Consider the following 21331-nt stretch of genomic DNA (forward strand, 5'->3'; position numbering starts at 1 on the left):
ATCGACAGCCGCTCGCGGTTTCCCCCGATATCAGATCGGAACGCGAGCCTGATTGCGGTTCTGGACTTCCACTGGAAGGCCGGCGAGCAATCATGAGCCAGCGGCGTCTAGCATTCCCTGGGCAGTCCAAACTATCGCGCCGTCCAGATCTCTTTGAAGCGGGTTACAGGGGGGGGGGTGTTTGGCGGCCGGTTAGGGCGAGGCAAACGTGGCTCACCTCATAACGATGCTTATCGTGGGTCCGACTGCGGACGCTGTCCCGAGTGATACCAAATTTTGGTATATGATTGAAACCTCATGAGGAGGTGCACGATGCCGCGGAATACATCGATCTCGCTGGGGGATCACCTGACCCAGTTCGTGGATACCCAGGTCGCGTCCGGGCGCTATGGCTCGGCCAGCGACGTGGTTCGGGCCGGTTTGCGGCTGCTCGAGACGCAGGAAACCGAGCTAAAGGCCTTGCAGGAAGCACTGCGCGCAGGTGAGGTATCCGGCGCGCCGGCGGCCTTCGACGGCAAGGCGTTCCTTGCGCGCATGCGCGTCAAGCATGTGGGCTAAGGCACGGGCGGTGCGACTGACGCCGTTGGCCGAGGCGGATCTCGAGGATATCTGGACCTACACGTTCGAGCAGTGGTCACTCGAGCAGGCCGAGCGCTACGTGGGCGACCTGGTTGAGGCGTTCGAGCGCTTGGCACGCGGCGATTGGGTAGGGCGATCTAGCCGCGCGAGCGATGACTATCGGCGTTACCTGGTGGGGTCTCACGTGGTCTTCTATCGGGAAACGCAGGCTACCCTGGACGTGATTCGCGTGCTGCATCAGCGCATGGACGTCGACCGGCATTTGTAGCGGGACACGACCGAGCTTGCGGCTCGCGCTGGCCCGACGAGTCCCATGGGGAAACGGCTGGTCTGAGGAGGCCGAGCGTTCAAGACCTATATCGATCACTCGGGAGAGACCATGCAATGCGATGCATCGGTCGAATTTGAACGACTCCAGGCCGCCTTCGAGGCCTTGGAGGCGGCCAATCCCGTTCAGGTCGTGCAAGTGCTGCTCGGGCCAATCATGACAAATCAAGACGTCATGAATTATATGGAACCCGTTTCCCCTGCGCGCTTCCTCGGCCGATAGGCCGGCTTCACTCGGCGTTGTCGGTCAGCGCCGTCTCCAGGCGATCGAACACGCGCTGCGTCGCGGCGCTCGGCGCCTCGAGCGCGAACAGCAGCAGCGAGCGTCCCGTCACCTGGTAGACGTCGCCGCTGCGCAGTTCGGGCAGCGCGTCGCGCACGGGCACATTGGTGTCGAGCAGGCAGGTCCAGTGCTCGCCTTCCGGGATCTCGGGCAGGGTGAAATCCACCACGTCGAAATGCGCGTTGAACACCAGCAGCAAGGTCGCGTCGGACGCTGCCTTCACGATACCGCTGGCCTGCGCACGCCCGTCGATCACCAGCCCGAAGCAGCGCATCGAGGCATCGTCCCATTGCGCCTGCGTAAGGTCCTCGCCCGCCGGCGAGAGCCAGCGCGCATCCGTCACGTCGAGCGCCGGGTTGTGCTCGCCGGTCAGGAAGCGCCCGCGACGCAGCACCGGCAGGCGCTGGCGCAAGGTGGTCAGCTTGCGCACGAAGTCGGCCAGCGCGCGGCCGTCCTCGTCGATGCCGGGCCAGTCGATCCAGCTGATCTCGTTGTCCTGGCAATAGGCGTTGTTGTTGCCGTGCTGGCTGCGGCCGAACTCGTCGCCGCCCAGCAGCATCGGCGTGCCCTGCGAGAGCAGCAGCGTCGCCAGCATGTTGCGTTTCTGGCGTTCGCGCTGCTCGCGGATGTCCGGATCGTCGCTGGGGCCTTCCACGCCCATGTTCCAGGAGCGGTTGTCGGAGTGGCCGTCGCGGTTGTCCTCGCCGTTGGCCTCGTTGTGCTTGTCGTTGTACGAGACCAAGTCGTTCAGCGTGAAGCCGTCGTGCGCGGCGATGAAGTTCACGCTGGCCCAGGGGCGCCGCCCGCGATGGTTGAACTTGTCGCCGGAGGCGGTGATCCGCCGGGCAAGCTCGGGCGCCATCGCCTCGTCGCCCTTCCAGAAGGCGCGCACCGTGTCGCGGAAGGTGTCGTTCCATTCCGACCAGCCCGGCGGGAACCCGCCGACCTGATAACCGCCGGGCCCGCAATCCCAGGGCTCGGCGATCAGCCGCACGCTGGCGAGCAGCGGATCCTGGCGGCAGGCGTCGAGGAAGCCGCCGCCCTCGTCGAAGCCATGCGGCTCGCGGCCGAGGATGGTGGCGAGATCGAACCGGAAGCCGTCCACCTTCATTTCCGCCACCCAGTAGCGCAGGCTGTCGGTGACCATCTGCAGCACGCGCGGGCAGGACAGGTTGAAGGTGTTGCCGGTGCCGGTGTCGTTGATGTAGTAGCGCGGCTGGTCGGGCATCAGCCGGTAATACGATGCGTTGTCGATCCCCTTGAACGACAGCGTCGGCCCGCGCTCGTTGCCTTCCGCCGTGTGGTTGTACACCACGTCGAGGATCACCTCGAGGCCGGCGTGATGGTAGCGGTCCACCATCTCCTTGAATTCGGCCAGCGAGGCCTGCTTGTCGGCGAAATAGCGCGGGTCGGCGGCGAAGAAACCGATCGTGTTGTAGCCCCAGTAGTTCGTCAGGCCCTTGTCGAGCAGGTGGCTGTCGTTGACGAAGGTGTGGACCGGCAGCAGCTCGACCGTGGTGACGCCGAGCCCCTTCAGGTAGTCGATCACTTGCTCGTGCGCGAAGCCGGCGAAGGTGCCGCGTGCCGCCTCGGGCACCTCCGGGTGCATCTTCGTGAAGCCGCGCACGTGCGCCTCGTAGACGATCACGCGATCGGGCGCCAGGCCGTTGCGATCGGGATGGGTCCACGAGAAGGTCGAGTCGACCACCTTGCATTTCGGCACGAAGGGCGCGCTGTCGCGTTCGTCGAAGGACAGGTCGCCGTCGGGCGAATCGAGCGTGTAGCCGAAGATCTCGGGGCACCAGACCAGCTCGCCGACATGCGCCTTCGCATACGGATCGAGCAGCAGCTTGTTGGGATTGAAGCGATGGCCGCGTTCGGGTTCGTAGGGGCCGTGCACGCGGTAGCCATAGACGGCGCCCGGCGCCAGGCCCGGCACGAACACATGGAACACCTCGTCGGTGTATTCGGGCAGCTCGATGCGTTCCAGCTCGGTCTTGCCGTCCTCGTCGAACAGGCAAAGCTCCACCTTGGTGGCATGGGCGGAGAACAGCGCGAAATTCACGCCTTGCCCGTTCCACGTCGCGCCGAGCGGGAAGGGCTGTCCTTCCTGGATGGCGCGGGCGAAGCGGCCCTCGCGGGAAGCGGGCGGCGTCGCTCGTTCAGCGGTGGTGGACTGCGGGGTATCGAAGGCGGTGGACATGGCAAGGCTCCTGAAGGGTGCAGGAGCCGAGCAAAAACCGGGCCGCGAATGGCATCGACGCGATCCTCGCGCCGGGCGGCGCCGGCTTGGCCGATTCCGTCGGCGCGCCGTGTACGAAATACAAGAGCACGGCACCGAACGCGGTGCCGTGCTCGCGGCCCGGGCGCTGCCGCGTCGAGCGGATCAGGCCGTGCCGTGCGCGCCCGGCATGCCGCCGTCGGCCAGCGGGCGTTCGCAAGCCGCGGCCGCGTCGAGCGCCGGCAGGCGCGCCGGGTAGGGATCGTTGCGGCGCTCGGCCCCGTTCGCCTTGCCGGCGGCCGGGCGAGGCCGGATCAGCTCGCTCGCGGTGGGCATCGGCATCATCGTCATCGAGCTGATCGCCAGGATCCGCGCGGCCGCGAGGGTCGGCGCGGCGACCTGGCCCTGGCTGCGGCCCGTTTCCATGTCGACGATGTCGTAGCGCGGCATGTCGCCGAGGTTCGCCACGCTGGCCCGATGCACGATCCAGGTCCGGCCCAGGCATTCGAACGGCCTGGCGAGCGATCCCGGGTTGCCCCCGGCGGCCTGACGTTCCGAAGGCGCGCCGCCCAGGACTTGCGCCAGGCCGAACAGGCCGCCTTCACCACGCTTTTCGTTCATATCCGATCCCGAATAAACCGATCCGACAAAGGGTGCTGCGATCTTGCCCAGGTCGCCGCGAAGCGGCAGCCGCTCGGCGCCGATGCCGCATCGGCCGCCGCCGGCCGAGCCTTCGTGTTGAAAATTGTTCATCGCTATTCCGGTTTTTGGCAAAAACTGCAAAGTCATCGCTATCCGCCGCCCGCGTTTTCGTGCGAGCAGCCGGGGGTAACTGGCGGTGTTTCGGTGCATGCCGAAACATAGGATGCGTGATACATGCGAGATCCGTGCCAGGTGGGAAGGGCTTGTCCGGGCGATGCCGATTTCCATCGGGGAGGCGAGGGCAGGGGCGGACGGTTCGCGCGCCCTGGTCCGGCGGGCGCGAAACCCGGTGGCACGACGATTGCTTTAAGTATGCGTCGCCGTTTAACCAACGAGCTCATCATGGCGCCCATCAGAACCATCGACCTACTTTTATTGCGCACCTTGTCGAAGTTTCACCACGCCGAAAAGCAGGCCGCCAGGCTGTTTTCGACGCTCTCGCGGCTGGCCGCCGATCCGGCGCTCGCCACCTGCCTGCAAGCCCGCCGCGAGGCGACGCTGCGGCGCCTGGCGCTCATCGAGATGCTGGCCGCGCAGTGCGCGATCGACTTGAATTCGACCAAATGCCTGGCCATGGAGGGCCTGGCCGAGGAAATCGCGGAGCTGATCGAGGCGACCCGGCCCGGCGAGGTGCTGGACGCCGGGATGCGCATCATGGCGCGGCGGGTGATGCGCGGCGAGCAGGAAATGCTCGCCGATGCGCGCATGCTGGCCAGTCTGGCGGGCCGTTCGGACGTGCTGCGCTGGCTCGACCAGCCGGGCGAGGGCCAGGGAGAAGGCGAACGGGAGCCGCAAACGTCTGCCGACGGGAAGATCGGCCCGATCGCCGGCGGTCTCGCGGCCCTGGGCGGCGGCGCCCCTGACGACGCGATGGACGATGCCGCCCTCGCGCGGAGGGCGGCACCGATGTCGGATGAAATACCGATGCGGATCCAGTAGCCCGCGAATAGGTTTTCGAATAACAACTCGCCCGAAGGGAAACCCGCCCTTATCGCGGTGATTGTTTCGCGGATCGGTCGAGGCCTGTACAGTTCGACCTCTTGTGGGACGACGTGTGCCGGCCGGATTGACCAGTCTGCGCCACGCGGGGACGAAATCGGCTTGAAAGCCGATTCGAATGGGGTGAATCGATGAAAAGGCATACATGACCGACGCTATCGACCAGCGTTCCTTCCGCAGGATCATTCAGCGCAACATCGCGCTCCCGCTCGTGATGGGCCTGGTGAATGTCGCGGTGTTCATCGGCCTGGTGGTGTACCTGGTCTCGACCATGAGCTGGGTGGAGCATTCCGAGCGAGTCATCGGCGACGCCAACGAGATGATGCGGCTGGCCGTCGAGCGCCAGTCGTCGAGCCGGGGCTTTTTCATCACGGGCGACGAGCGCTTCCTGTCCCAGTACGAGGTCGGCGAGCGCCAGTTCCAGGCCGAGCTCGATTCCCTGGTGAAGCTGGTGCAGGACAATCCCCCCCAGGTCGAGACGCTCAAGCGTATCCAGGCGATCCATGCGCTGTGGAACCGCTCGATCGACGAGGTCATCGAGCTGCGGCGCAAGGGCGCCGACTACAGCGGCGCGATCCAGGCGGGCAAGGGGCAGCGCGAATTCGACGAGACGCGCCGCGAATTCACCTCCTTCCTGGACGTCGAGCTGGCCTTGCGCCAGCAGCGCAGCGCCGCCGCGCGCAGCCTGACGGCGGTGGTGGTCGGCACCTTCCTGCTGTTCAGCCTGCTGGTGAGCGGCGTGCTCGCCTGGCGCGGCCGCCGCGAGCTGCTGGAACTCTCCGGCACCTACGACGACGCGCTGCGGCAGGAGCTCGAACATACCGAGGTGCTGAAGCGGCAGGTCTGGGTGCGTTCGGGCCAGCGCCTGCTGGCCGAGAAGATGGTCGGGCAGAGCAGCCTGGCCTCGGTGGGGCAGGCCACGCTCGACTTCCTCGCCAACTATCTCGACGCGCTGGTTTCCGCCCTTTACGTGCGCGATGCCGCGGCCGGCGACCTGCGCCGGGTGGCGACGCACGGCTTCAGCCACGAGCAGGCGAGCGGCGGCAGCTTCCGGGATTCGGAGGGCCTGGTCGGCCAGGCCGCCTCGTCGCGGCGCACGGCCGTGCTGAAGGACATCCCCGCCACCTACCTCACGGTGACGTCCGGGCTGGGCAGCGGGGTGCCGCGCAATCTCGTGGTGCTGCCGGTGGTCAATGACGACGTGGTGAACGGCGTCATCGAGCTGGCCTTCATGCGCGACGTCCAGGACCGCGATCTCGAACTGCTGGAGCTGATCGCGAACAGCGCGGGCGGCTTCATCGCCGCCGCGCAATATCGCGAGCGCCTGCAGGAAACCCTGGCCGAGGCGCAGCAGCTCAACGAGGAAATGCAGGTCCAGCAGGAGGAACTGCGCGTCGCCAACGAGGGGCTGGAGGAACGGGGGCGCGCGCTGATCGATTCGCAGGCGCGGCTGCAATCCCACCAGGCCGAACTCGAGCAGACCAATACGCAGCTCGAGGAATACGCGCAGCGCTTGGAGCGGCAGAAGGCCGAACTGGTGAGCGCCCAGCAATCGCTCTCGGCCAACGCGGCGCGGCTCGAACAGACCAGCCGCTACAAGTCCGAGTTCCTGGCCAACATGTCCCACGAGCTGCGCACGCCGCTGAACAGCTCGCTGATCCTGGCCCGCCTGCTGCAGGAAAATCGCGGCGGCAACCTGACCGACGAGCAGGTCCACTACGCACAGACGATCCACAGCTCGAACAGCGACCTGCTGAACCTGATCAACGACATCCTCGATCTGTCGAAGGTCGAGGCCGGGCACATCGTGATGGAGCCCGAGACGGTCGTGCTGGATACCGTCATGCAGTCGATGCGGGAAATGTTCTCGCCGATCGCCGAGGGCAAGGCGCTGACGCTGAGCGTCATGCGTGCGCCGGGCACGCCCGGCACGATCGTGAGCGATCACCAGCGGCTGGTGCAGATCCTGCGCAACCTGCTCTCCAATGCGCTGAAGTTCACCGAGCGCGGCGAGGTCGCCCTGGGCATCTCGGTGGATGGCGCGGGCGAGATCCGCTTCGAGGTTCGCGATTCGGGGATCGGCATCGCCGCGGACAAGCTCGAGATGATCTTCGAGGCGTTCCAGCAGGCCGACGGCTCGACCAGCCGCCATTACGGCGGCAGCGGCCTGGGCCTGTCGATCTCGCGCAAATTCGCCGAGCTGCTGGGCGGGCGCATCGACGTGGTCAGCGAACCGGGCGCGGGCAGCGTGTTCACGCTGCGCCTGCCGCTGGACCTGGCCATGCCGGCCGCCGCGCTGGACCCGGCGCGCGCCGCGCAGCAGGCCGACGTCGTGGCCGCGCCGCAGGACGCGCGCGAGACACTGCGCGCCACCGGCGTCGCGCCGGTCGCCGCGAGCCCCGTCGTCCAGCCCAACGCGGGCGGCCAGGGCGCGATGCTCGCGAAGCCCATCGCCGACGATCGCGACAACCGGCATCGCCCTGGGCGCCTGATTCTCGCCATCGAGGACGACCTGGTATTCGCGGGCATCCTGCGCGACCTGGTGCACGAACTCGACTTCGACTTCGTGCACGCGGCCGACGGCAGCTCGGGCGTCGCGCTGGTGCGCGACATGCAGCCCACGGCGGTCCTGCTCGACGTCGGGCTGCCGGATCGCTCCGGGCTCACCGTGCTCGAATGGCTGAAGAGCGATCCGCTCACGCGCCATATCCCGATCCATATCGTGGCCGCCACCGACCATATCGCGAAGGCCCTGCACCTGGGCGCCGCCGGCTACACGCTCAAGCCCGCCGCGCGCGCGACGCTGGAGGACGCGATCCGGCGCCTCGAAGGGCGCCTGCAGCATCGTCTCAAGCGCGTGCTGGTGATCGAGGACGACACGGCGATGCGCGAGGGCATCCGCGACCTGCTCACCAACGAGACCACCGAGATCGTGGCGGTGGACACGCTGGCGAGCGCCGTGGAGAACCTCAGCCTGATCGACTTCGATTGCGTGGTGACGGATCTCGCGCTGCCCGACGGCACCGGCTACGACCTGCTCGAAACGCTGGCGGCCGATCCGGCGCGCGCGCTGTTGCCGGTGATCGTCTACACGGGCCGCGCGCTGTCGGCCGACGAGGAGCACCGCCTGCGGCGCTATTCCAAGTCGATCATCATCAAGGGCGCCCGCTCGCCCGAGCGCCTGCTGGACGAGGTCACGCTGTTCCTGCACAGCGTCGAGTCCACCCTCGCGCCGGAACAGCAGCGCATGCTGCGCACCGTGCGCCAGCGCGACGACATCTTCGAGGGCTGCTCGATCCTGCTGGCGGAAGACGATGCACGCAACATCTTCGCGCTCTCGCACGTGATCGAGCCGCTCGGCGCCAAGCTGTTCATCGCGCGCAACGGGCGCGAGGTGCTGGAGCTGCTCGAACAGGGGCACAAGGTCGACCTGATCCTGATGGACGTGATGATGCCGGAGATGGACGGCCTGGCCGCGACGGCTGCGATCCGGAAGGACGCGCGCTTCATGCGCCTGCCGATCATCGCGCTGACCGCGAAGGCGATGGAGCACGACCGCATCCGCTGCATCGAGGCGGGCGCCGACGACTATATTTCGAAGCCGATCGATATCGACAAGCTGGTGTCGCTGTGTCGTGTCTGGCTGCGGCAGCGCTAGGATGGAGACCGCCGGCATGGAATCGCAATACCGTGACGACGAAGTCGAAGCGCTGCGCATGGATAACTTCGACATCGAGCTCAAGCTGCTGCTCGATGCGATCTACCTGAAATACCAGCACGATTTTCGCCACTACTCGCTGCCCTCGCTGCGCCGGCGCCTGACGCAGGCGCTGGCGGAATTCGGCCATCCGACGCTGTCGCAACTGCAGGACCGCATCCTCCGCCACGAGGACGAGTTCACGCGCCTGTTCCAGTACCTGACGGTGCAGGTCAGCGAGATGTTTCGGGATCCCGCCTATTTCCGGGCGCTGCGCGAGCAGGTGCTGCCGGTGCTCGGCACCTATCCTTCCATCAAGGTGTGGGTGGCGGGGTGCAGCAATGGCGAGGAACTCTGGTCGCTGAAGATCCTGTTCGACGAGGAGGGGCTGACGGATCGCACGATGTTCTACGCGACCGACATCAATCCCGACGCGCTGGCGCGTGCCGAGGCCGGCATCTACGCCGCCGACCGCATTCCGGGTTTCTCGCGGAACTATCTGGAGGCGGGCGGCAAGCGGTCCTTGTCGGATTACTACCATGCCGCTTACGGCGGGGCGCGCATCGCGTCCCGGTTGCGCGAGCGGGTGGTGTTCGCCGACCACAGCCTCGCGACCGACGAGGTGTTTCTCGAGGCGCACCTGGTGTCGTGCCGCAACGTGCTGATCTACTTCGAGCGCGAGCTGCAGGATCGGGCGCTGGCCCTGTTCGAGCGCAGCCTGGTGCGGCGCGGTTTCCTCGGCCTGGGGATCAAGGAGAGCCTGCGTTTCTCGGGCCAGCATCCGGCCTTCGAGGATTTCCGCGGGCGTGAACGCATCTACCGGAAACGCTGACGGCCATGTCGCTACCTGCTTCGTCTCCACCCGGCGCGCTGCCTGCTCCCGCCCGGCCGCCCTACGAGGCGGTCGCGATCGGCGCGTCGGCCGGCGGCATCGAAGTGCTGGCCGTCCTGCTCGGCGCGCTGCCCGCCGCGTTTCCCGCGATCGTGATGGTGGTGGTGCACCTGCCCACCGATGCGCCGAGCCATCTGGCCCAGGCGCTCGCGCGGTATTGCCTGCTTCCCGTGCAGGAGCCCGATGCCGGCGAGCCGCTGGCCGCCGGTCACGTTTACGTGGCGCCGCCCGATTATCATCTGCTGGTCGCCGACGACCTGACGGTGGCCCTGTCGGTGGATGCCCGCGTGGCCTTTTCCCGTCCCTCGATCGACGTGCTGTTCGAATCGGCGGCCCGTCGCTTTCGCCGCCGCCTGCTGGGCGTGCTGTTGTCGGGTGCCAACGACGACGGCGCGGCGGGGCTGGCCCGCATCCGTGCCGCGGGCGGCACCGCCTGGGTGCAGGACCCGGCCACGGCCGAAGCGTCCACCATGCCGCTGGCGGCCATCGCGCGCGGCGCGGCGGATGAGATTCTTTCTCCGCTCACCATGGCCGGCCGGCTGGCCGCCTTTTCCGCTTACTCCTGATGCAGACCATGGCTTCTGTCAACATTCTCATCGTCGACGATATCGCCCACAACATCACGGCCTTGCAGGCATTGCTGGCCCGGGATGGCGTCAACCTGCTGGTGGCGCAATCGGGAACCGCGGCGCTGGAGCTGTTGCTGGTGCACGAGGTGGCGCTGGCGCTGCTGGACGTCAACATGCCCGACATGAACGGCTTCGAGCTCGCCTCGCTGATGCGCGGCAGCTCGCGCACCGCCCATGTGCCGATCATCTTCCTGACCGCCACCACCGAGGAAGCTTCGCGCACCTTCCGCGGCTACGAGGCGGGCGCGGTGGACTTCCTCTACAAGCCCGTCAATCCGCAGATCCTGCAGGCGAAGGTGGATGTGTTCGTGCAGCTCGAACGCCACAAGCGGCTGCTGGCCGAGGAGTTGCAGACTTCGCGCGCGCTGCTCGCGGCCAACGAGATGCTGATGGCGGTGCTCGGGCACGACCTGCGCACGCCGCTCGGCGCGGTGCTGTCCTCGGCCGAGTATCTGCTGCGCGAGCCGAACGGCCCGCAGACGGTGAAGGTCGCGAACCGCATCAAGAGCAGTTCGCAGCGCATGGCGCGAATGGTCCATCAGCTGCTGAATCTCGCGCGCCTGCAGGGCGGCAGGCTTCAGTTGCAGCGCGAGGCGGTGCAGCTCGGCACGCTGTGCCGCTCGATCGCGGACGAGTTCCGCGGCGGCGACGGCGGTGACCGCGTCGAGATCGTCGAGCGCGGCGACGGCGCCGGCAACTGGGATGGCGACCTGCTATGGCAGGCGATTTCGAATCTCGTCAGCAATGCCTTGCAGCATGGCGAGCCGGACAGCGTGGTGACGGTGGAGGTGGATGGCGAGGCGGCGAACCGGGTGTCGATCAAGGTCCGCAATCGCGGCGTGATCGACGAGAGCCTCGTTCCGCATCTGTTCGAGGCCTTCGGGCCCGGCGCGGCCGACACGCCGCGCCGCGCCGGCCTGGGGCTCGGCCTGCACATCGTCGAGAAGATCGCCCAGATGCATCGCGGCACGGTGAAGGTCGTGACGGACGAGGCGGATCACACCAGCTTCCGTATCGAGCTGCCGCGCGCGGACGAACGCGACGAGACGGCATCGCGCGGGTAAGCCGATGGATTGATGGACGTGACGCAAGCTAGACAGATCATGAACAGTGCGATGAAACAGATATCCGGTTCGACGGTGGACTGGCAAAGCGGATGGATCGGCGAGACCGAGGACCATGCGATCTGCCTGCTGTCGCCCGAGGGGCGCATCCTGACCTGGAATCGCGGCGCCGAGCGCGCCTGCGGCTACCAGGGCACGGAAATCATCGGCCAGGATTTCTCCTCGTTCTATCCGGAGAAGGCCTGCGCCGCCGGCGCGCCGGCCGAGGCGCTGGCCGCCGCGGCCGAGCATGGCCGCCATGCCGAACAGGGATGGCGGGTGCGCAAGGGCGGCGCGCCGTTCTGGGCCGATGCCGTGGTGACGGCCCTGCGCAGTCCCGACAATGTGCTGCTCGGCTTCGTCAAGGTGCTGAACGACGTCAGCAGCAGGAAGACCGCCCATGACGCGGCGCTGGAAAACGAACGCCAGTTCCGCATCCTGGTGCAGGGCGTGGTGGACTACGCGATCTTCATGCTGTCGCCGGATGGGCATGTGGTCAGCTGGAACCCGGGTGCCGAGCGCATCAAGGGTTACGCGTCCGGGCAGATCATCGGCTCGCATTTCTCGCGCTTCTACACCGAGGAGGACGTGGCCGCCGGCGTTCCCGAGAATGCGCTGGAAACGGCGCGCCGGAACGGGCGCTTCGAGGCCGAGGGCTGGCGGGTCCGGCAGGACGGCAGCCGCTTCTTCGCGCATGTGGTGATCGACGCGATCCGGCACGAGGGCGAACTCGCCGGCTTCGCGAAGGTGACGCGCGACATCACCGAACGCCAGCAGGCGGCCGAACAACTGGAGCAGGCGCGCGTGGCGCTGTTCCAGGCGCAGAAGATGGAAGCGCTGGGGCGGCTCACCGGCGGGGTCGCCCATGACTTCAACAACGTGCTGCAGGTGCTGCGAGGCAACCTGGATCTGCTGACGAGCCGCCATGAGAGCGACCCCTGGACCATCGAGCGCCTGCAGAAGGCGATCGACGCGACCGAGCGCGGCTCCCGGCTGGCCACGCACCTGCTGGCCTTCGGGCGGCAGCAGGCGCTGCAGCCGGTGGTCGTGAACCTGGAGCGGCAACTGCGCGACATGGACGACCTGCTCAGGCGCACGCTCGGCCAGTCGATCGACATCGAGACGCTGGTGGCGCCGGGGCTCTGGCACACCATGATCGACCCGCATCAGTTCGAGAACGCCGTGCTCAATCTCGCGGTGAATGCCCGCGAGGCGATGCCCGAAGGCGGGAAGCTGACGCTCGAGCTGGAGAACGAGGCGCTCGACGAGCGTTACGTGGCCGCCGAATCGGACGTGCCGCCGGGGCAGTACGTGATGCTGGCCGTCACCGACAACGGCGTGGGCATGCCCGCCGAGATCCTGGCCCGCGCCTTCGACCCGTTCTTCAGCACCAAGTCGGAAGGCGCCGGCACGGGGCTCGGCCTGAGCATGGCCTATGGCTTCGTCAAGCAGAGCGGCGGCCATATCCGCATCTACAGCGAGGTGGGCTACGGCACCACGGTGAAGGCCTATTTCCCGAGGTCGGCCGGATCGCCCGTCGGCGCGGCGCGCACGAGGCCCGGCGCGGTTCATCAGGGTAGCGAGACGGTGCTGGTGGTGGAGGACGATCCTTCCGTGCAGTCGACCGTGATCGACACGCTGACGGGCCTGGGCTACGACGTGCTGAAGGCCAACGATGCGCTGCAGGCGCTGGCCGTGATCCGCAGCGGCGCGCATATCGACCTGCTGTTTACCGACGTGGTGATGCCCGGGCCCTTGCGCAGCCCGGAGATGGCGCGCCAGGCCAAGCAGTTGCTGCCGAACCTGAAGATCCTGTTCACCTCGGGCTACACGCGCAATGCGATCGTCCACGGCGGGCGGCTCGACCCCGGCGTGGAGCTGCTGAGCAAGCCCTATAGCCGCCAGCAACTCGCCACCAAGCTGCGCCAGATGCTCGCCGCGAGCGGCGAGCCGCCCGCGTTGCCCGCGGTGGCTGCCATGCCCGGCGAGGCGGCGCCGAGCAGCCCGCCGCCGCAGGATGCGCCGGCATGCGGCGAGGCCGTGGGCCGGCGGGTGCTGGTGGTGGATGACGACGTGGATTCGCTGGAGGCGACGGCGATGCTGCTGGAAATGGGCGGCCATGTCGTGCTGCGCGCGGAGGATTCGCGCCGGGCCCTGGCGGTGCTGGACAGCGAGGCTTGCGACATTCTCCTGACGGACCTGGCCTTGCCGGACATCGACGGCATGGAGCTGGCGCGACAGGCGGTGTTTGCGCATCCGCACCTGCGCGTGATCTTCGCGTCCGGGCACGTGGTCTCCAAGGCGGTGGACCTGGGCTTCGCCTGGACCGCGTTGCAAAAACCCTTCGACGCGGATCAGCTGTTCGGCGCCGTGCAGAAGATATCGCGAGCGCAGCCGACGGCGTGATCCGGCGCGCCGTGCGAGCGTGCGTTCAGGCCATCTGGTCGCCGCTCGCCACGTCCTCCTCGAACAGCGCGAGCCGGTTGTAGAGCGTCTTGAGGCTGATGTCGAGCACCTCGGCGGCGTGGGTCTTCACGCCGCCGCATTTGGCGAGCGTGCCGAGGATCATCTGGCGATCGAGTTCGTCCAGCGGGGCGCCCAGCTCGACCGATATCGAGTCGCCGAACTCGGCTTCGTTGCCGGCCACCTCGACCGTGATCGGCGGCGGCAGCGTGTCGATCAGCTCGCCGTCGCTGAAGATGCGGGCGCGCTGCACGAAGTTGCGCAGCTCGCGCACATTGCCCGGCCATTTGACATTGGCGAGCGCGGCCAGGGCGGCGGGGGCGAAACGCATCTCGCTGCCGGCCTGCTCGTTCAGTTGCTCGAGAAACGCGCGGGCCAGCATGGCGATGTCGTCGCCGCGCTCGCGCAGCGGCGGCAAGGTGATGGGGAACACGTTCACGCGGTGATAGAGATCGGCGCGCAGCCTGCCCTTGGCGATCGCGGCCTCGGGGTCGAGGTTGGTGGCCGCCACGATGCGCACGTCCACGTCGAACTCCTTCAAGCCGCCGAGCCGCGTCACGCGCCCGGTTTCCAGCACGCGCAGCAGCTTGACCTGCGATTCCATCGGCATCTCGGTGATTTCATCGAGGAACAGCGTGCCGCCGTGGGCGCGTTCGAAGAAGCCCTTGTGCTGACGATCGGCGCCCGTGAAGCTGCCGCGGTCGTGGCCGAACATCTCGCTCTCCACCAGGTTCGCGGCGATCGCCCCGCAGTTGATGGCGAGAAACGGGCCGGTGCGGCGCAGGCTCAGGTCGTGGATGGTGCCCGCGGCGAGTTCCTTGCCCGTGCCCGATTCGCCCTTGAGCAGCACCGAGGCGCTGGTCCTGGCGACGCGGTTGATCGCGTCGTACAAGCTCTGCATGGGCGGCGAGGTGCCGAGCATGCGCCCGAAGCGGCCGAGCTGCTGGAGCTCCTGGCGCAGCGAGTCGATCTCCGCGCGCAGGGCGCTCACGCGCGGCAGCCGCGAGAAGATGCGCGTGAGCCGCTGCATGTTGACCGGCTTGACGAGGTAGTCGCTCGCGCCGCGGCGTAGCGCGTCGATCGCGGTTTCCAGGCTCGCATGGCCCGTCATCAGGACCATCTCGCAGTGCGTGCCCTTCGGGAGATCCTTGAACAGATCCATGCCGTTGCCGTCGGGAAGCATCAGGTCGCACAGGATCAGGTCGGGGGGATTGCCCGCGATCAGGCGGCGGGCTTCCGCGAGCGTCGCCGTGGTTTCGCAGCGCAATTGCTGCGATTGCGCCAGGGCGGCGAGCATGTCGCGGGAATCCGCGTCGTCTTCGACAACCAGTACGTAGGACACGAATACTCCAGGGGTGGATCGAATAGGCCGTGGCGCAGGCCGGGTTGTGCTGCGGGTGGCGATATGCCGGAACTCGCGGTGTGGCTGTTAAAACTTCGATGCGGGATCGAGAGGAGCGAGGGTATCGGAGGCACGCCGATTCCCGAGCATGTAAAAAGCGCGCAATCATACAGCGCGCTTGTAATCCGTTCCGCCTCGACGCCGTTTCCACGGCTGCGCGGCGGGCCGGCACCTGCACCCCCGCGCTTGGGCGGACGATTCAAGCAAGAGCCGGGCCTGCCGCGCGTCGGTCGCCGGATCGGCGAGACCGTCACGCGCTGCCGATATAATGGGCGCGCCTTTCAACCATGGGATATCGAATGAAATCACTGATCGCTTTGCTCGCTGCATCGTCCTTCGCCGTGTCCGCGTTTGCCGCCAACGTCGTCGAGAAGCTGCCCTCGGGCGTGGTCGTCGAAACCCTCAAGGCGGGCACCGGCGCGCAGCCGACCGCCAGCGACGTGGTGCGCGTCAACTACGTCGGCACGCTCGCCAACGGCACGGAGTTCGACAACTCGGCCAAGCACGGCGGCCCGGCAACCTTCCCGCTCGGCGGCGTGATCCCGTGCTGGACGCAAGGCGTGCAGAAGATGAAGGTGGGCGGCAAGGCCAAGCTGACCTGCCCGGCGGCAACGGCTTATGGCGATCGCAGTGTTGGGGTGATTCCGCCGAATAGCCAACTGACGTTCGAGGTGGAGCTGCTGGGGATTGGGCAGTAACGCTCGCTCAGTCACTCACTCAGGATATGTGTGCAGGAGCCCGGCTTTGGCCGGGCTTTTTTGTGTCTGGGATGCTGGTTCGAGGGGGCGCGTGCTGGGTGGTTGATGCTGTGCTTCGCGCAGATTGGCGCCCCCCCGGTTACTCAGATTGGCGTGCCGTCCCACGCGATTTTTTTCCGTGGCTTCATCCGGCGGCGAACTCCCGTTGTCTGGTCGACGCTGAGGATTCCATGTCGGGTGATGTCAACCTCCGATCATTGCGAAGCAGCTTCCTGACTGACTAATGTCATGTCAAACGGAAAGAGACTATAGCCACGCGGTGAGGAGATTCAAGCGGAGACCACATGGCGAACGTCCCGGGCCTTCTTGAACTCCTTCAGCAGCGTGTCAGGCATCATGTAGAGATCGCCGCGTGCCCGCGAGCATGCGACGTACAGCTTATTCCGCGAAGTCACAGCCATTTGGAACAGCGTGTCCGCCAAAAAGTGCTTCCAGGACTCGGCATTTAGGACAACACAGACGTCTTGATAGTGGTTGCGCCCCTTTGACTCACCCCAGTTCTGCGAATGGCAGCCATACCGGCCGTGTTCTTGAAAAAACAGCTTGATGATGCTTGGTGACGCATGCAACTCCGCCGCCTGCGACAGTTTGCTGACAACGGAGACTTGAGTGGTGCGGTCCGAGTACGCATAGATGTCGACTCCGATCTTGTCTCGGATGAACGAGCACACGGTGGTGCTGCAACGGTGGCTTTTAAGCAGAGACGTCGTGTCGACAATCAAGCCGGCAGATCGCAAGGCATCTTTGAAACGGTCATAGCTGTCATGCAGCCCTTTGTTAACGGCGCCATCAGTGCTGGTGGAGTACGTGTGCTGATAGAAATCGCCGACCAATAGTACTTCTACATCCGCCTGAATAATTTGTTTGAGTAGATTGAAGTCATGGCCACCTATATCCTGTACCTCGTCGACACAGATCCGGTCGTAGTAACGTTCCAATCGGCGCTGGAGCGCTGGAATGCAACCATGCACATCCAAGGCCTTCGCCATTCGAGCGTGGTAGATGCGGCCACTTTCCGTAACGTACCGATCACGACTATTGAGCTTCTGGCGCGTCGAATAGTTGCTCGGCCTCTCGAACGCGATACCTTTTGTCTGCATTTTCGTCAGAAGCAACGGCCGGTAGCAAAACGAGTTCAAGAACGTGAAGTAGGTACAGACAGTGATGTTGTCTGGAAGGTACCCGAACTTCATAAGAACGCGGCGACAAATCTCCTCGTAGTTGCTTTCCGTATAAGTGATGAGCAGGGTCCGCTTTAAAAGGTTGAGCTCATCGATAAGTCTTGTGGTCTTCCCTGATCCAGCGACCGCGAAAATTACTCGTTTATCCATTTGATGGCCTCCTGTATATACGTCGGGGCTATCAGCTCCGCCTCCTTTGCCAGTAGAAGGTCAAACGCGGCGTCAGCTTTGTTGGCTAGCATGTACGCCAAGGGTTCGAGCTTACGCCTTGGCATACGGAAAACCTCGTCGCAAATCGCTTTGTTGTCTTCATACAGGCAAATCTCAAAGGTTGTGCGTCGGTTGGAATCGGTGTCTGCGAAGATCTTGGCGTGGGGCAACATGTGCTCTGCGTAGTTGTCGACACAGTTCTTCTGATAGTTGCCGTCGTTGTCGCGAATGACAGCCGTGCGCACGTCAAGCAACTTGGCGAGGTCCAGATAGCGTTTGAAGCTTGTACCACCCACCGAGATAACGTGAACGCCGTCCTTCTTCAATGTCGATCCTGAATGCTTTTGATAGAGTGCATCTAGAAGGATGAATTCTGCGTCTCCTTCTACGAGGATGACTTTCCTCGACAGTGCGAATTCAAGGACATTGTTATCAGGCGCCTTCATGAAGAACTTCGCCGTATCGGATGGGAGCTTGTAGAGGCGAGCCGGCTTACCTCGTTGACCAAGCAGGATAGCCTTACGCAAGTCAAGTCGAGAGGAGATCAGGCTGCTGTGAGTCGCGATGAAAAGTTGTTTGTTCGCTGACTGAGCGATTCGCTCGATGAGTTGGTGCATCGTTGCTTGGCTCAGGTGATTTTCAGGTTCCTCCAGGAGTAAGACATCCAGTCGACTTTCGCCCCCTTTTTTACTGAGTGCGAATTCCGTCTTGATGAAGCACTGTCGCCCCTTTCCCTTGCTCTCGATTGGAATTTCATTTTCGGTGATCACCAAGTCAGACTCCAGGTTGGCCTTGACACTCGTGCGTACGCCGAATTGATAGTCCGCTAATTGGTCGTTCAACTCTTTCAGTTGGCCATTCTTGAATTCGCCCTTACTCTTCCGGTAGGCATTCTCGAGCTTGCTACGGTTCCCGACGTCAGCATGCATCGCGAATACCGAACGAGTGTACTCCCGCGCTGCATACTCGCTATCGATTTTGGAACTATCGATGGCTAGATGTCGGACGTGCCGTTTGACATTAGAATATGCTTCCCCAGCGAACGTATGGTATTGGACGCCATAGTAATCGAATGGGAAATTAGCGGAATCTTCCTTCAGTGCTTCCGCGATGTCCTTGCTGAAGTCGAGGATGGGTTCAAACGTCATTCGCAGTCCGTCACGCTCGAGACCTTTCGAGTTGTTCGTTCCGTTCAGCCCCGGCTTTTTGTCGGCCGAGAGATAGATTTCAACGAACAGTTTGGGTAAACGATCTACAGTGCATGGCCCGTCCTGAAACGCTTTGACAGCATTGGCGTTTAATAGAGTCTCGATTCCAATAGTTTCGATCTTGCTGCGACTTCCGCTCATCACGAGTTCCAAAGCCAGTAGCACCGAGCTTTTGCCCGCTTCGTTATCCCCAATGAGCAGGTTCATCTCGGGATCAAACTCGAGTTCCAAGCTGTCGAACTTCTTGAAGTTAGACAGCACCAATCTTTCAATTGTTGGCATTCTCACTCCCCGTATGTCGCTTAGGTGAACTGGTCGATCGTGATGGCTACACTCTCGGGTTGAGCACCTCAATCAAATCGAATCTTATGCGAGATCTTCATTACATGCTGCGTATAGAACCTGCTTGCGCTAAATGATGACTTCTTTCTCGGAGGTGCCGCGTGTGGTCACCTGTAAATCATTTTCAGCGAACTGGACGTTAGCCACTTTCGCTGCATTTCCGGGGGCGCCTAGAGCCTGTCTGGTCGTCAAATCGTTGCAGTGCGGCTAATAGTGAAAAATCAACGCCGTCTCATCGAGTTCAAGATTGTATCCCACACGCCAAGTAGCTGGTTTTGCTCGCTTTCGGAAACAGGCCCATCGGAATCCAGCTTAATGTCAATCCATGGATCCCGTGCACGATCTTCGCCAGGCATGGCAGTCCATTCGAACGACGCGGTGTTGGCAGATCTGTCAACGACGTCATGCTCATCCCCATCGCGGCGGGCCACGTTCCGGGAACGACTACGTAATGTCTTTGATGAACTCGACACGAGGTTCGCGAGGGCGGGCGGAAGGCTAGACAGGCGCTCGATGATATTTTTTTGCGTGCCACGACTAGCCGTGTCGGTGCCTATGCCAAATCCGCTTTTGGATTCTGGCAAGTCACCGATCAGATAGACAGATTCCAGATCCGAAGGAGCGCCAGGGATGAATCCGTTGTCGATGCAGAAACCTGGCTCGGTCGGGGTTTCCAGATTGTGGCGAGGTCGCACGGATTGCATCAATTCCGCTATGGCCACCTTCGCTCCAGCGACGGAATCACTCAAAACCTGCACGGAAAATGAGAACGCCACGTCTTGCTTGAGGATGTACGCTCGCAATGTGTGGAGATCCTCGCCATCGTTCGACAACTGAAAAACTCCCCCATCTGGCATGTCGATCGGTGGACTGCTCAGTGAGCCCGTTGCCATGCTTGCGGCTACGGGAGCCGCTTGGAGAATCGCTTCGTGCAATTGTTGAGCGTTCGACGGCGACCGAGCATCGATACGAATGCCATTGAACGACTGCGCCATCTTGAAATGCTCAGCGGACCGAGGAAGGTCTACGGTATAGCGCCCCACACACACGGTGCGCATGGATTCGGACGTCGGCCTGAGCGAACTAGACGTGTTCGCATCCTGTTGATGATTGCACCCTGCCAGCGTTGCGAGCGCGACGGCGACAAGGCATGTGGCGAACGTAGAGGCCACTTTCATGCATCTACCCAATCCACTTTCTGTGCAAACTTGGCGACTGCATATTTCGTGACCGGCATCATGTTGCTTGTCTCCGGCAAATACGCGCTCTGATCGAAGCCATCAAGAGTCGCGGGCGTTGCTCCGGTAGAAATTCACTCTCGACGTCTGAGGCTTCGTGTCGAGACGCATGACGCCGGCCTCGAGTCACTCAACGGTAGCTTTTGAAGCAAATCGAGAAAATCAACGACGCTTGAGCGAATGCAATATGACATCCCATGTGCCAAGGAGTGAGCCGATCTTTTCATCTTGCACTGCCCCATTAGAGAAGAGCGTCGCATCAATGCCTGGCTCATGCGCGCCATCTTCCTCGGGCATGGCTGCCCATTCAAACGAAGCTGCTTTCGATGACTTGTCGATCAGATCATATTCGTCACCTTTGCGGCCGGCGATTTCCCTTGACTCGCTGCGCAGAATCGTTGATGAACTGGAGACAAAATTCGCAAGCGGCAGGGGGAGGTTCGACATGCGAGAGATGATGTTCTCTTTGGTGCCACGGCTGCCGGTATCGAAATTGACTCCAAATCGACTATCGACTTCCGGCAAATTAACCACCATGCTTACTGACTCTCCGCTCTCTCGATCCCCGGGGATGAATCCGCGCTCAATGCAAATCCCAGCTCCCTTCGGGATATCAAAGTTTTCGCGAGGCAGAATGGCTTGCATTAACTTCGAAATGGCGATTTTTGCGCCAGAAACTGAATCGGATAAAACTTGGACGTTGAATGAGTACAGTATGTCTTTCTTTAAAATGTAACCGCGAACCGTATGTAGATTTTGCGTGTCGTCCGAAATCTGGAAAATTGAAGTTTCGGGGGCGTTGGCAGGTAAGCTGGTCAACTTCGATGGGGCTTTGTCAGTATCAGCTCGCGCGTCTTCTGCAACTTTATGCTGCTGTAGTTCTGCATTGGCTGGATACTGCACGTCGATCTGAATTCCATTGATCTTCTGTCCGATTTGAAGATCGGTTGCGGATTTCGGGAGATCGATTGTGTAACGGCCGACGCAAACAGTATGCATAGATTCCGCCGCTGGCTGGGGTAGATGGCTCATGCTTAAATCCTGATGTCGATTGCAGGCAGCAAGTTGGACAAGAGCAATTGTGCAAATGACCTTGA

At 63.5% G+C, this 21331-nt stretch carries 16 protein-coding genes; 9 read left to right on the forward strand and 7 right to left on the reverse strand.

All coding sequences use genetic code 11. The features are described from left to right. Positions 1–312: 312 nt before the first annotated feature. The gene (locus F3J10_RS05515; RefSeq protein WP_167241485.1) at positions 313–558 is read left to right on the forward strand and encodes a type II toxin-antitoxin system ParD family antitoxin; all 246 of its coding nucleotides are present in this window, start codon (positions 313–315) and stop codon (positions 556–558) included. Beyond that, positions 548–847 carry a type II toxin-antitoxin system RelE/ParE family toxin gene (locus F3J10_RS05520; RefSeq protein WP_166912165.1) on the forward strand — a complete coding sequence of 100 codons (300 nt, stop codon included), beginning with the start codon at positions 548–550 and terminating at the stop codon, positions 845–847. Before F3J10_RS05515 ends, F3J10_RS05520 begins: the two co-directional genes overlap by 11 nt. A 289-nt stretch (positions 848–1136) precedes the next feature. Here the strand turns inward: F3J10_RS05520 and glgX are convergent, their stop codons facing one another. Both glgX and F3J10_RS05530 read right to left on the reverse strand, forming a co-directional pair. Beyond that, on the reverse strand, positions 1137–3392 hold the full coding sequence (glgX, locus tag F3J10_RS05525) for a glycogen debranching protein GlgX (protein ID WP_205200168.1): 2256 nt from the start codon (positions 3390–3392) through the stop codon (positions 1137–1139). Positions 3393–3575: 183 nt separating this feature from the next. Further along, positions 3576–4340 carry a hypothetical protein gene (locus tag F3J10_RS05530; RefSeq protein ID WP_167241487.1) on the reverse strand — a complete coding sequence of 255 codons (765 nt, stop codon included), beginning with the start codon at positions 4338–4340 and terminating at the stop codon, positions 3576–3578. A 114-nt stretch (positions 4341–4454) separates the two neighbouring features. Between F3J10_RS05530 and F3J10_RS05535 the strand changes: the two genes are divergently transcribed. From F3J10_RS05535 to F3J10_RS05560, 6 genes are all read left to right on the forward strand, one after another. Beyond that, positions 4455–5051: a DUF892 family protein gene (locus tag F3J10_RS05535; RefSeq protein WP_167241489.1), complete on the forward strand. Its 597-nt coding sequence runs from the start codon at positions 4455–4457 to the stop codon at positions 5049–5051. A 205-nt stretch (positions 5052–5256) separates the two neighbouring features. Continuing rightward, entirely contained in the window at positions 5257–8769 is a 3513-nt protein-coding gene (locus tag F3J10_RS05540; protein WP_167241491.1) for a response regulator, read from the forward strand. Between the two features lie 16 nt (positions 8770–8785). Further along, positions 8786–9640 (forward strand): CheR family methyltransferase, encoded by an 855-nt coding sequence (locus tag F3J10_RS05545; RefSeq protein ID WP_166912172.1) that lies wholly within the window; start codon positions 8786–8788, stop codon positions 9638–9640. A gap of 5 nt (positions 9641–9645) precedes the next feature. Then, complete coding sequence (locus F3J10_RS05550; protein ID WP_123037599.1) at positions 9646–10266, forward strand: chemotaxis protein CheB; 621 nt, start codon at positions 9646–9648, stop codon at positions 10264–10266. After that, positions 10266–11393, forward strand: a complete 1128-nt coding sequence (locus tag F3J10_RS05555) for a hybrid sensor histidine kinase/response regulator (protein ID WP_167241493.1) — start codon at positions 10266–10268, stop codon at positions 11391–11393. Before F3J10_RS05550 ends, F3J10_RS05555 begins: the two co-directional genes overlap by 1 nt. A gap of 51 nt (positions 11394–11444) precedes the next feature. Next, positions 11445–13838: a PAS domain S-box protein gene (locus F3J10_RS05560; RefSeq protein WP_240155393.1), complete on the forward strand. Its 2394-nt coding sequence runs from the start codon at positions 11445–11447 to the stop codon at positions 13836–13838. Positions 13839–13863: 25 nt separating this feature from the next. Here F3J10_RS05560 and F3J10_RS05565 read toward each other — a convergent pair whose 3' ends face one another. After that, the gene (locus F3J10_RS05565) at positions 13864–15237 is read right to left on the reverse strand and encodes a sigma-54 dependent transcriptional regulator (protein ID WP_167241497.1); all 1374 of its coding nucleotides are present in this window, start codon (positions 15235–15237) and stop codon (positions 13864–13866) included. A gap of 359 nt (positions 15238–15596) precedes the next feature. On the opposite strand from F3J10_RS05565, the gene F3J10_RS05570 reads away from it, so the two are divergent. Beyond that, positions 15597–15995, forward strand: a complete 399-nt coding sequence (locus F3J10_RS05570) for an FKBP-type peptidyl-prolyl cis-trans isomerase (RefSeq protein ID WP_013691373.1) — start codon at positions 15597–15599, stop codon at positions 15993–15995. Positions 15996–16324: 329 nt separating this feature from the next. Here F3J10_RS05570 and F3J10_RS05575 read toward each other — a convergent pair whose 3' ends face one another. The 4 genes from F3J10_RS05575 to F3J10_RS05590 all read right to left on the reverse strand — a co-directional run bounded on the left by F3J10_RS05575 (position 16325) and on the right by F3J10_RS05590 (position 21266). Next, entirely contained in the window at positions 16325–17386 is a 1062-nt protein-coding gene (locus tag F3J10_RS05575) for an AAA family ATPase (protein WP_167241499.1), read from the reverse strand. Further along, positions 17371–18936: an AAA family ATPase gene (locus tag F3J10_RS05580; protein ID WP_167241502.1), complete on the reverse strand. Its 1566-nt coding sequence runs from the start codon at positions 18934–18936 to the stop codon at positions 17371–17373. Before F3J10_RS05580 ends, F3J10_RS05575 begins: the two co-directional genes overlap by 16 nt. 281 nt (positions 18937–19217) lie before the next feature. Then, complete coding sequence (locus F3J10_RS05585; protein WP_167241504.1) at positions 19218–19991, reverse strand: T6SS immunity protein Tli4 family protein; 774 nt, start codon at positions 19989–19991, stop codon at positions 19218–19220. Positions 19992–20396: 405 nt separating this feature from the next. Beyond that, positions 20397–21266, reverse strand: a complete 870-nt coding sequence (locus tag F3J10_RS05590) for a T6SS immunity protein Tli4 family protein (RefSeq protein WP_167241506.1) — start codon at positions 21264–21266, stop codon at positions 20397–20399. Positions 21267–21331: the final 65 nt, after the last annotated feature.

The sequence above is a fragment of the Burkholderia sp. Cy-637 genome (genome assembly GCF_011753175.1).
In the GTDB taxonomy this organism is placed as follows: Bacteria; Pseudomonadota; Gammaproteobacteria; order Burkholderiales; family Burkholderiaceae; genus Burkholderia; species Burkholderia gladioli.

Bases quoted from the DNA above. Each gene is read 5' to 3' on its own strand.
- F3J10_RS05515 (WP_167241485.1), top strand. From the start codon at position 313: ATGCCGCGGAATACATCGATCTCGCTGGGGGATCACCTGACCCAGTTC.
- F3J10_RS05520 (WP_166912165.1), top strand. From the start codon at position 548: ATGTGGGCTAAGGCACGGGCGGTGCGACTGACGCCGTTGGCCGAGGCG.
- glgX (WP_205200168.1), bottom strand. From the start codon at position 3,392: ATGTCCACCGCCTTCGATACCCCGCAGTCCACCACCGCTGAACGAGCG.
- F3J10_RS05530 (WP_167241487.1), bottom strand. From the start codon at position 4,340: ATGGAAATCGGCATCGCCCGGACAAGCCCTTCCCACCTGGCACGGATC.
- F3J10_RS05535 (WP_167241489.1), top strand. From the start codon at position 4,455: ATGGCGCCCATCAGAACCATCGACCTACTTTTATTGCGCACCTTGTCG.
- F3J10_RS05540 (WP_167241491.1), top strand. From the start codon at position 5,257: ATGACCGACGCTATCGACCAGCGTTCCTTCCGCAGGATCATTCAGCGC.
- F3J10_RS05545 (WP_166912172.1), top strand. From the start codon at position 8,786: ATGGAATCGCAATACCGTGACGACGAAGTCGAAGCGCTGCGCATGGAT.
- F3J10_RS05550 (WP_123037599.1), top strand. From the start codon at position 9,646: ATGTCGCTACCTGCTTCGTCTCCACCCGGCGCGCTGCCTGCTCCCGCC.
- F3J10_RS05555 (WP_167241493.1), top strand. From the start codon at position 10,266: ATGCAGACCATGGCTTCTGTCAACATTCTCATCGTCGACGATATCGCC.
- F3J10_RS05560 (WP_240155393.1), top strand. From the start codon at position 11,445: ATGAAACAGATATCCGGTTCGACGGTGGACTGGCAAAGCGGATGGATC.
- F3J10_RS05570 (WP_013691373.1), top strand. From the start codon at position 15,597: ATGAAATCACTGATCGCTTTGCTCGCTGCATCGTCCTTCGCCGTGTCC.
- F3J10_RS05575 (WP_167241499.1), bottom strand. From the start codon at position 17,386: ATGGATAAACGAGTAATTTTCGCGGTCGCTGGATCAGGGAAGACCACA.
- F3J10_RS05580 (WP_167241502.1), bottom strand. From the start codon at position 18,936: ATGCCAACAATTGAAAGATTGGTGCTGTCTAACTTCAAGAAGTTCGAC.
- F3J10_RS05585 (WP_167241504.1), bottom strand. From the start codon at position 19,991: ATGGCGCAGTCGTTCAATGGCATTCGTATCGATGCTCGGTCGCCGTCG.
- F3J10_RS05590 (WP_167241506.1), bottom strand. From the start codon at position 21,266: ATGAGCCATCTACCCCAGCCAGCGGCGGAATCTATGCATACTGTTTGC.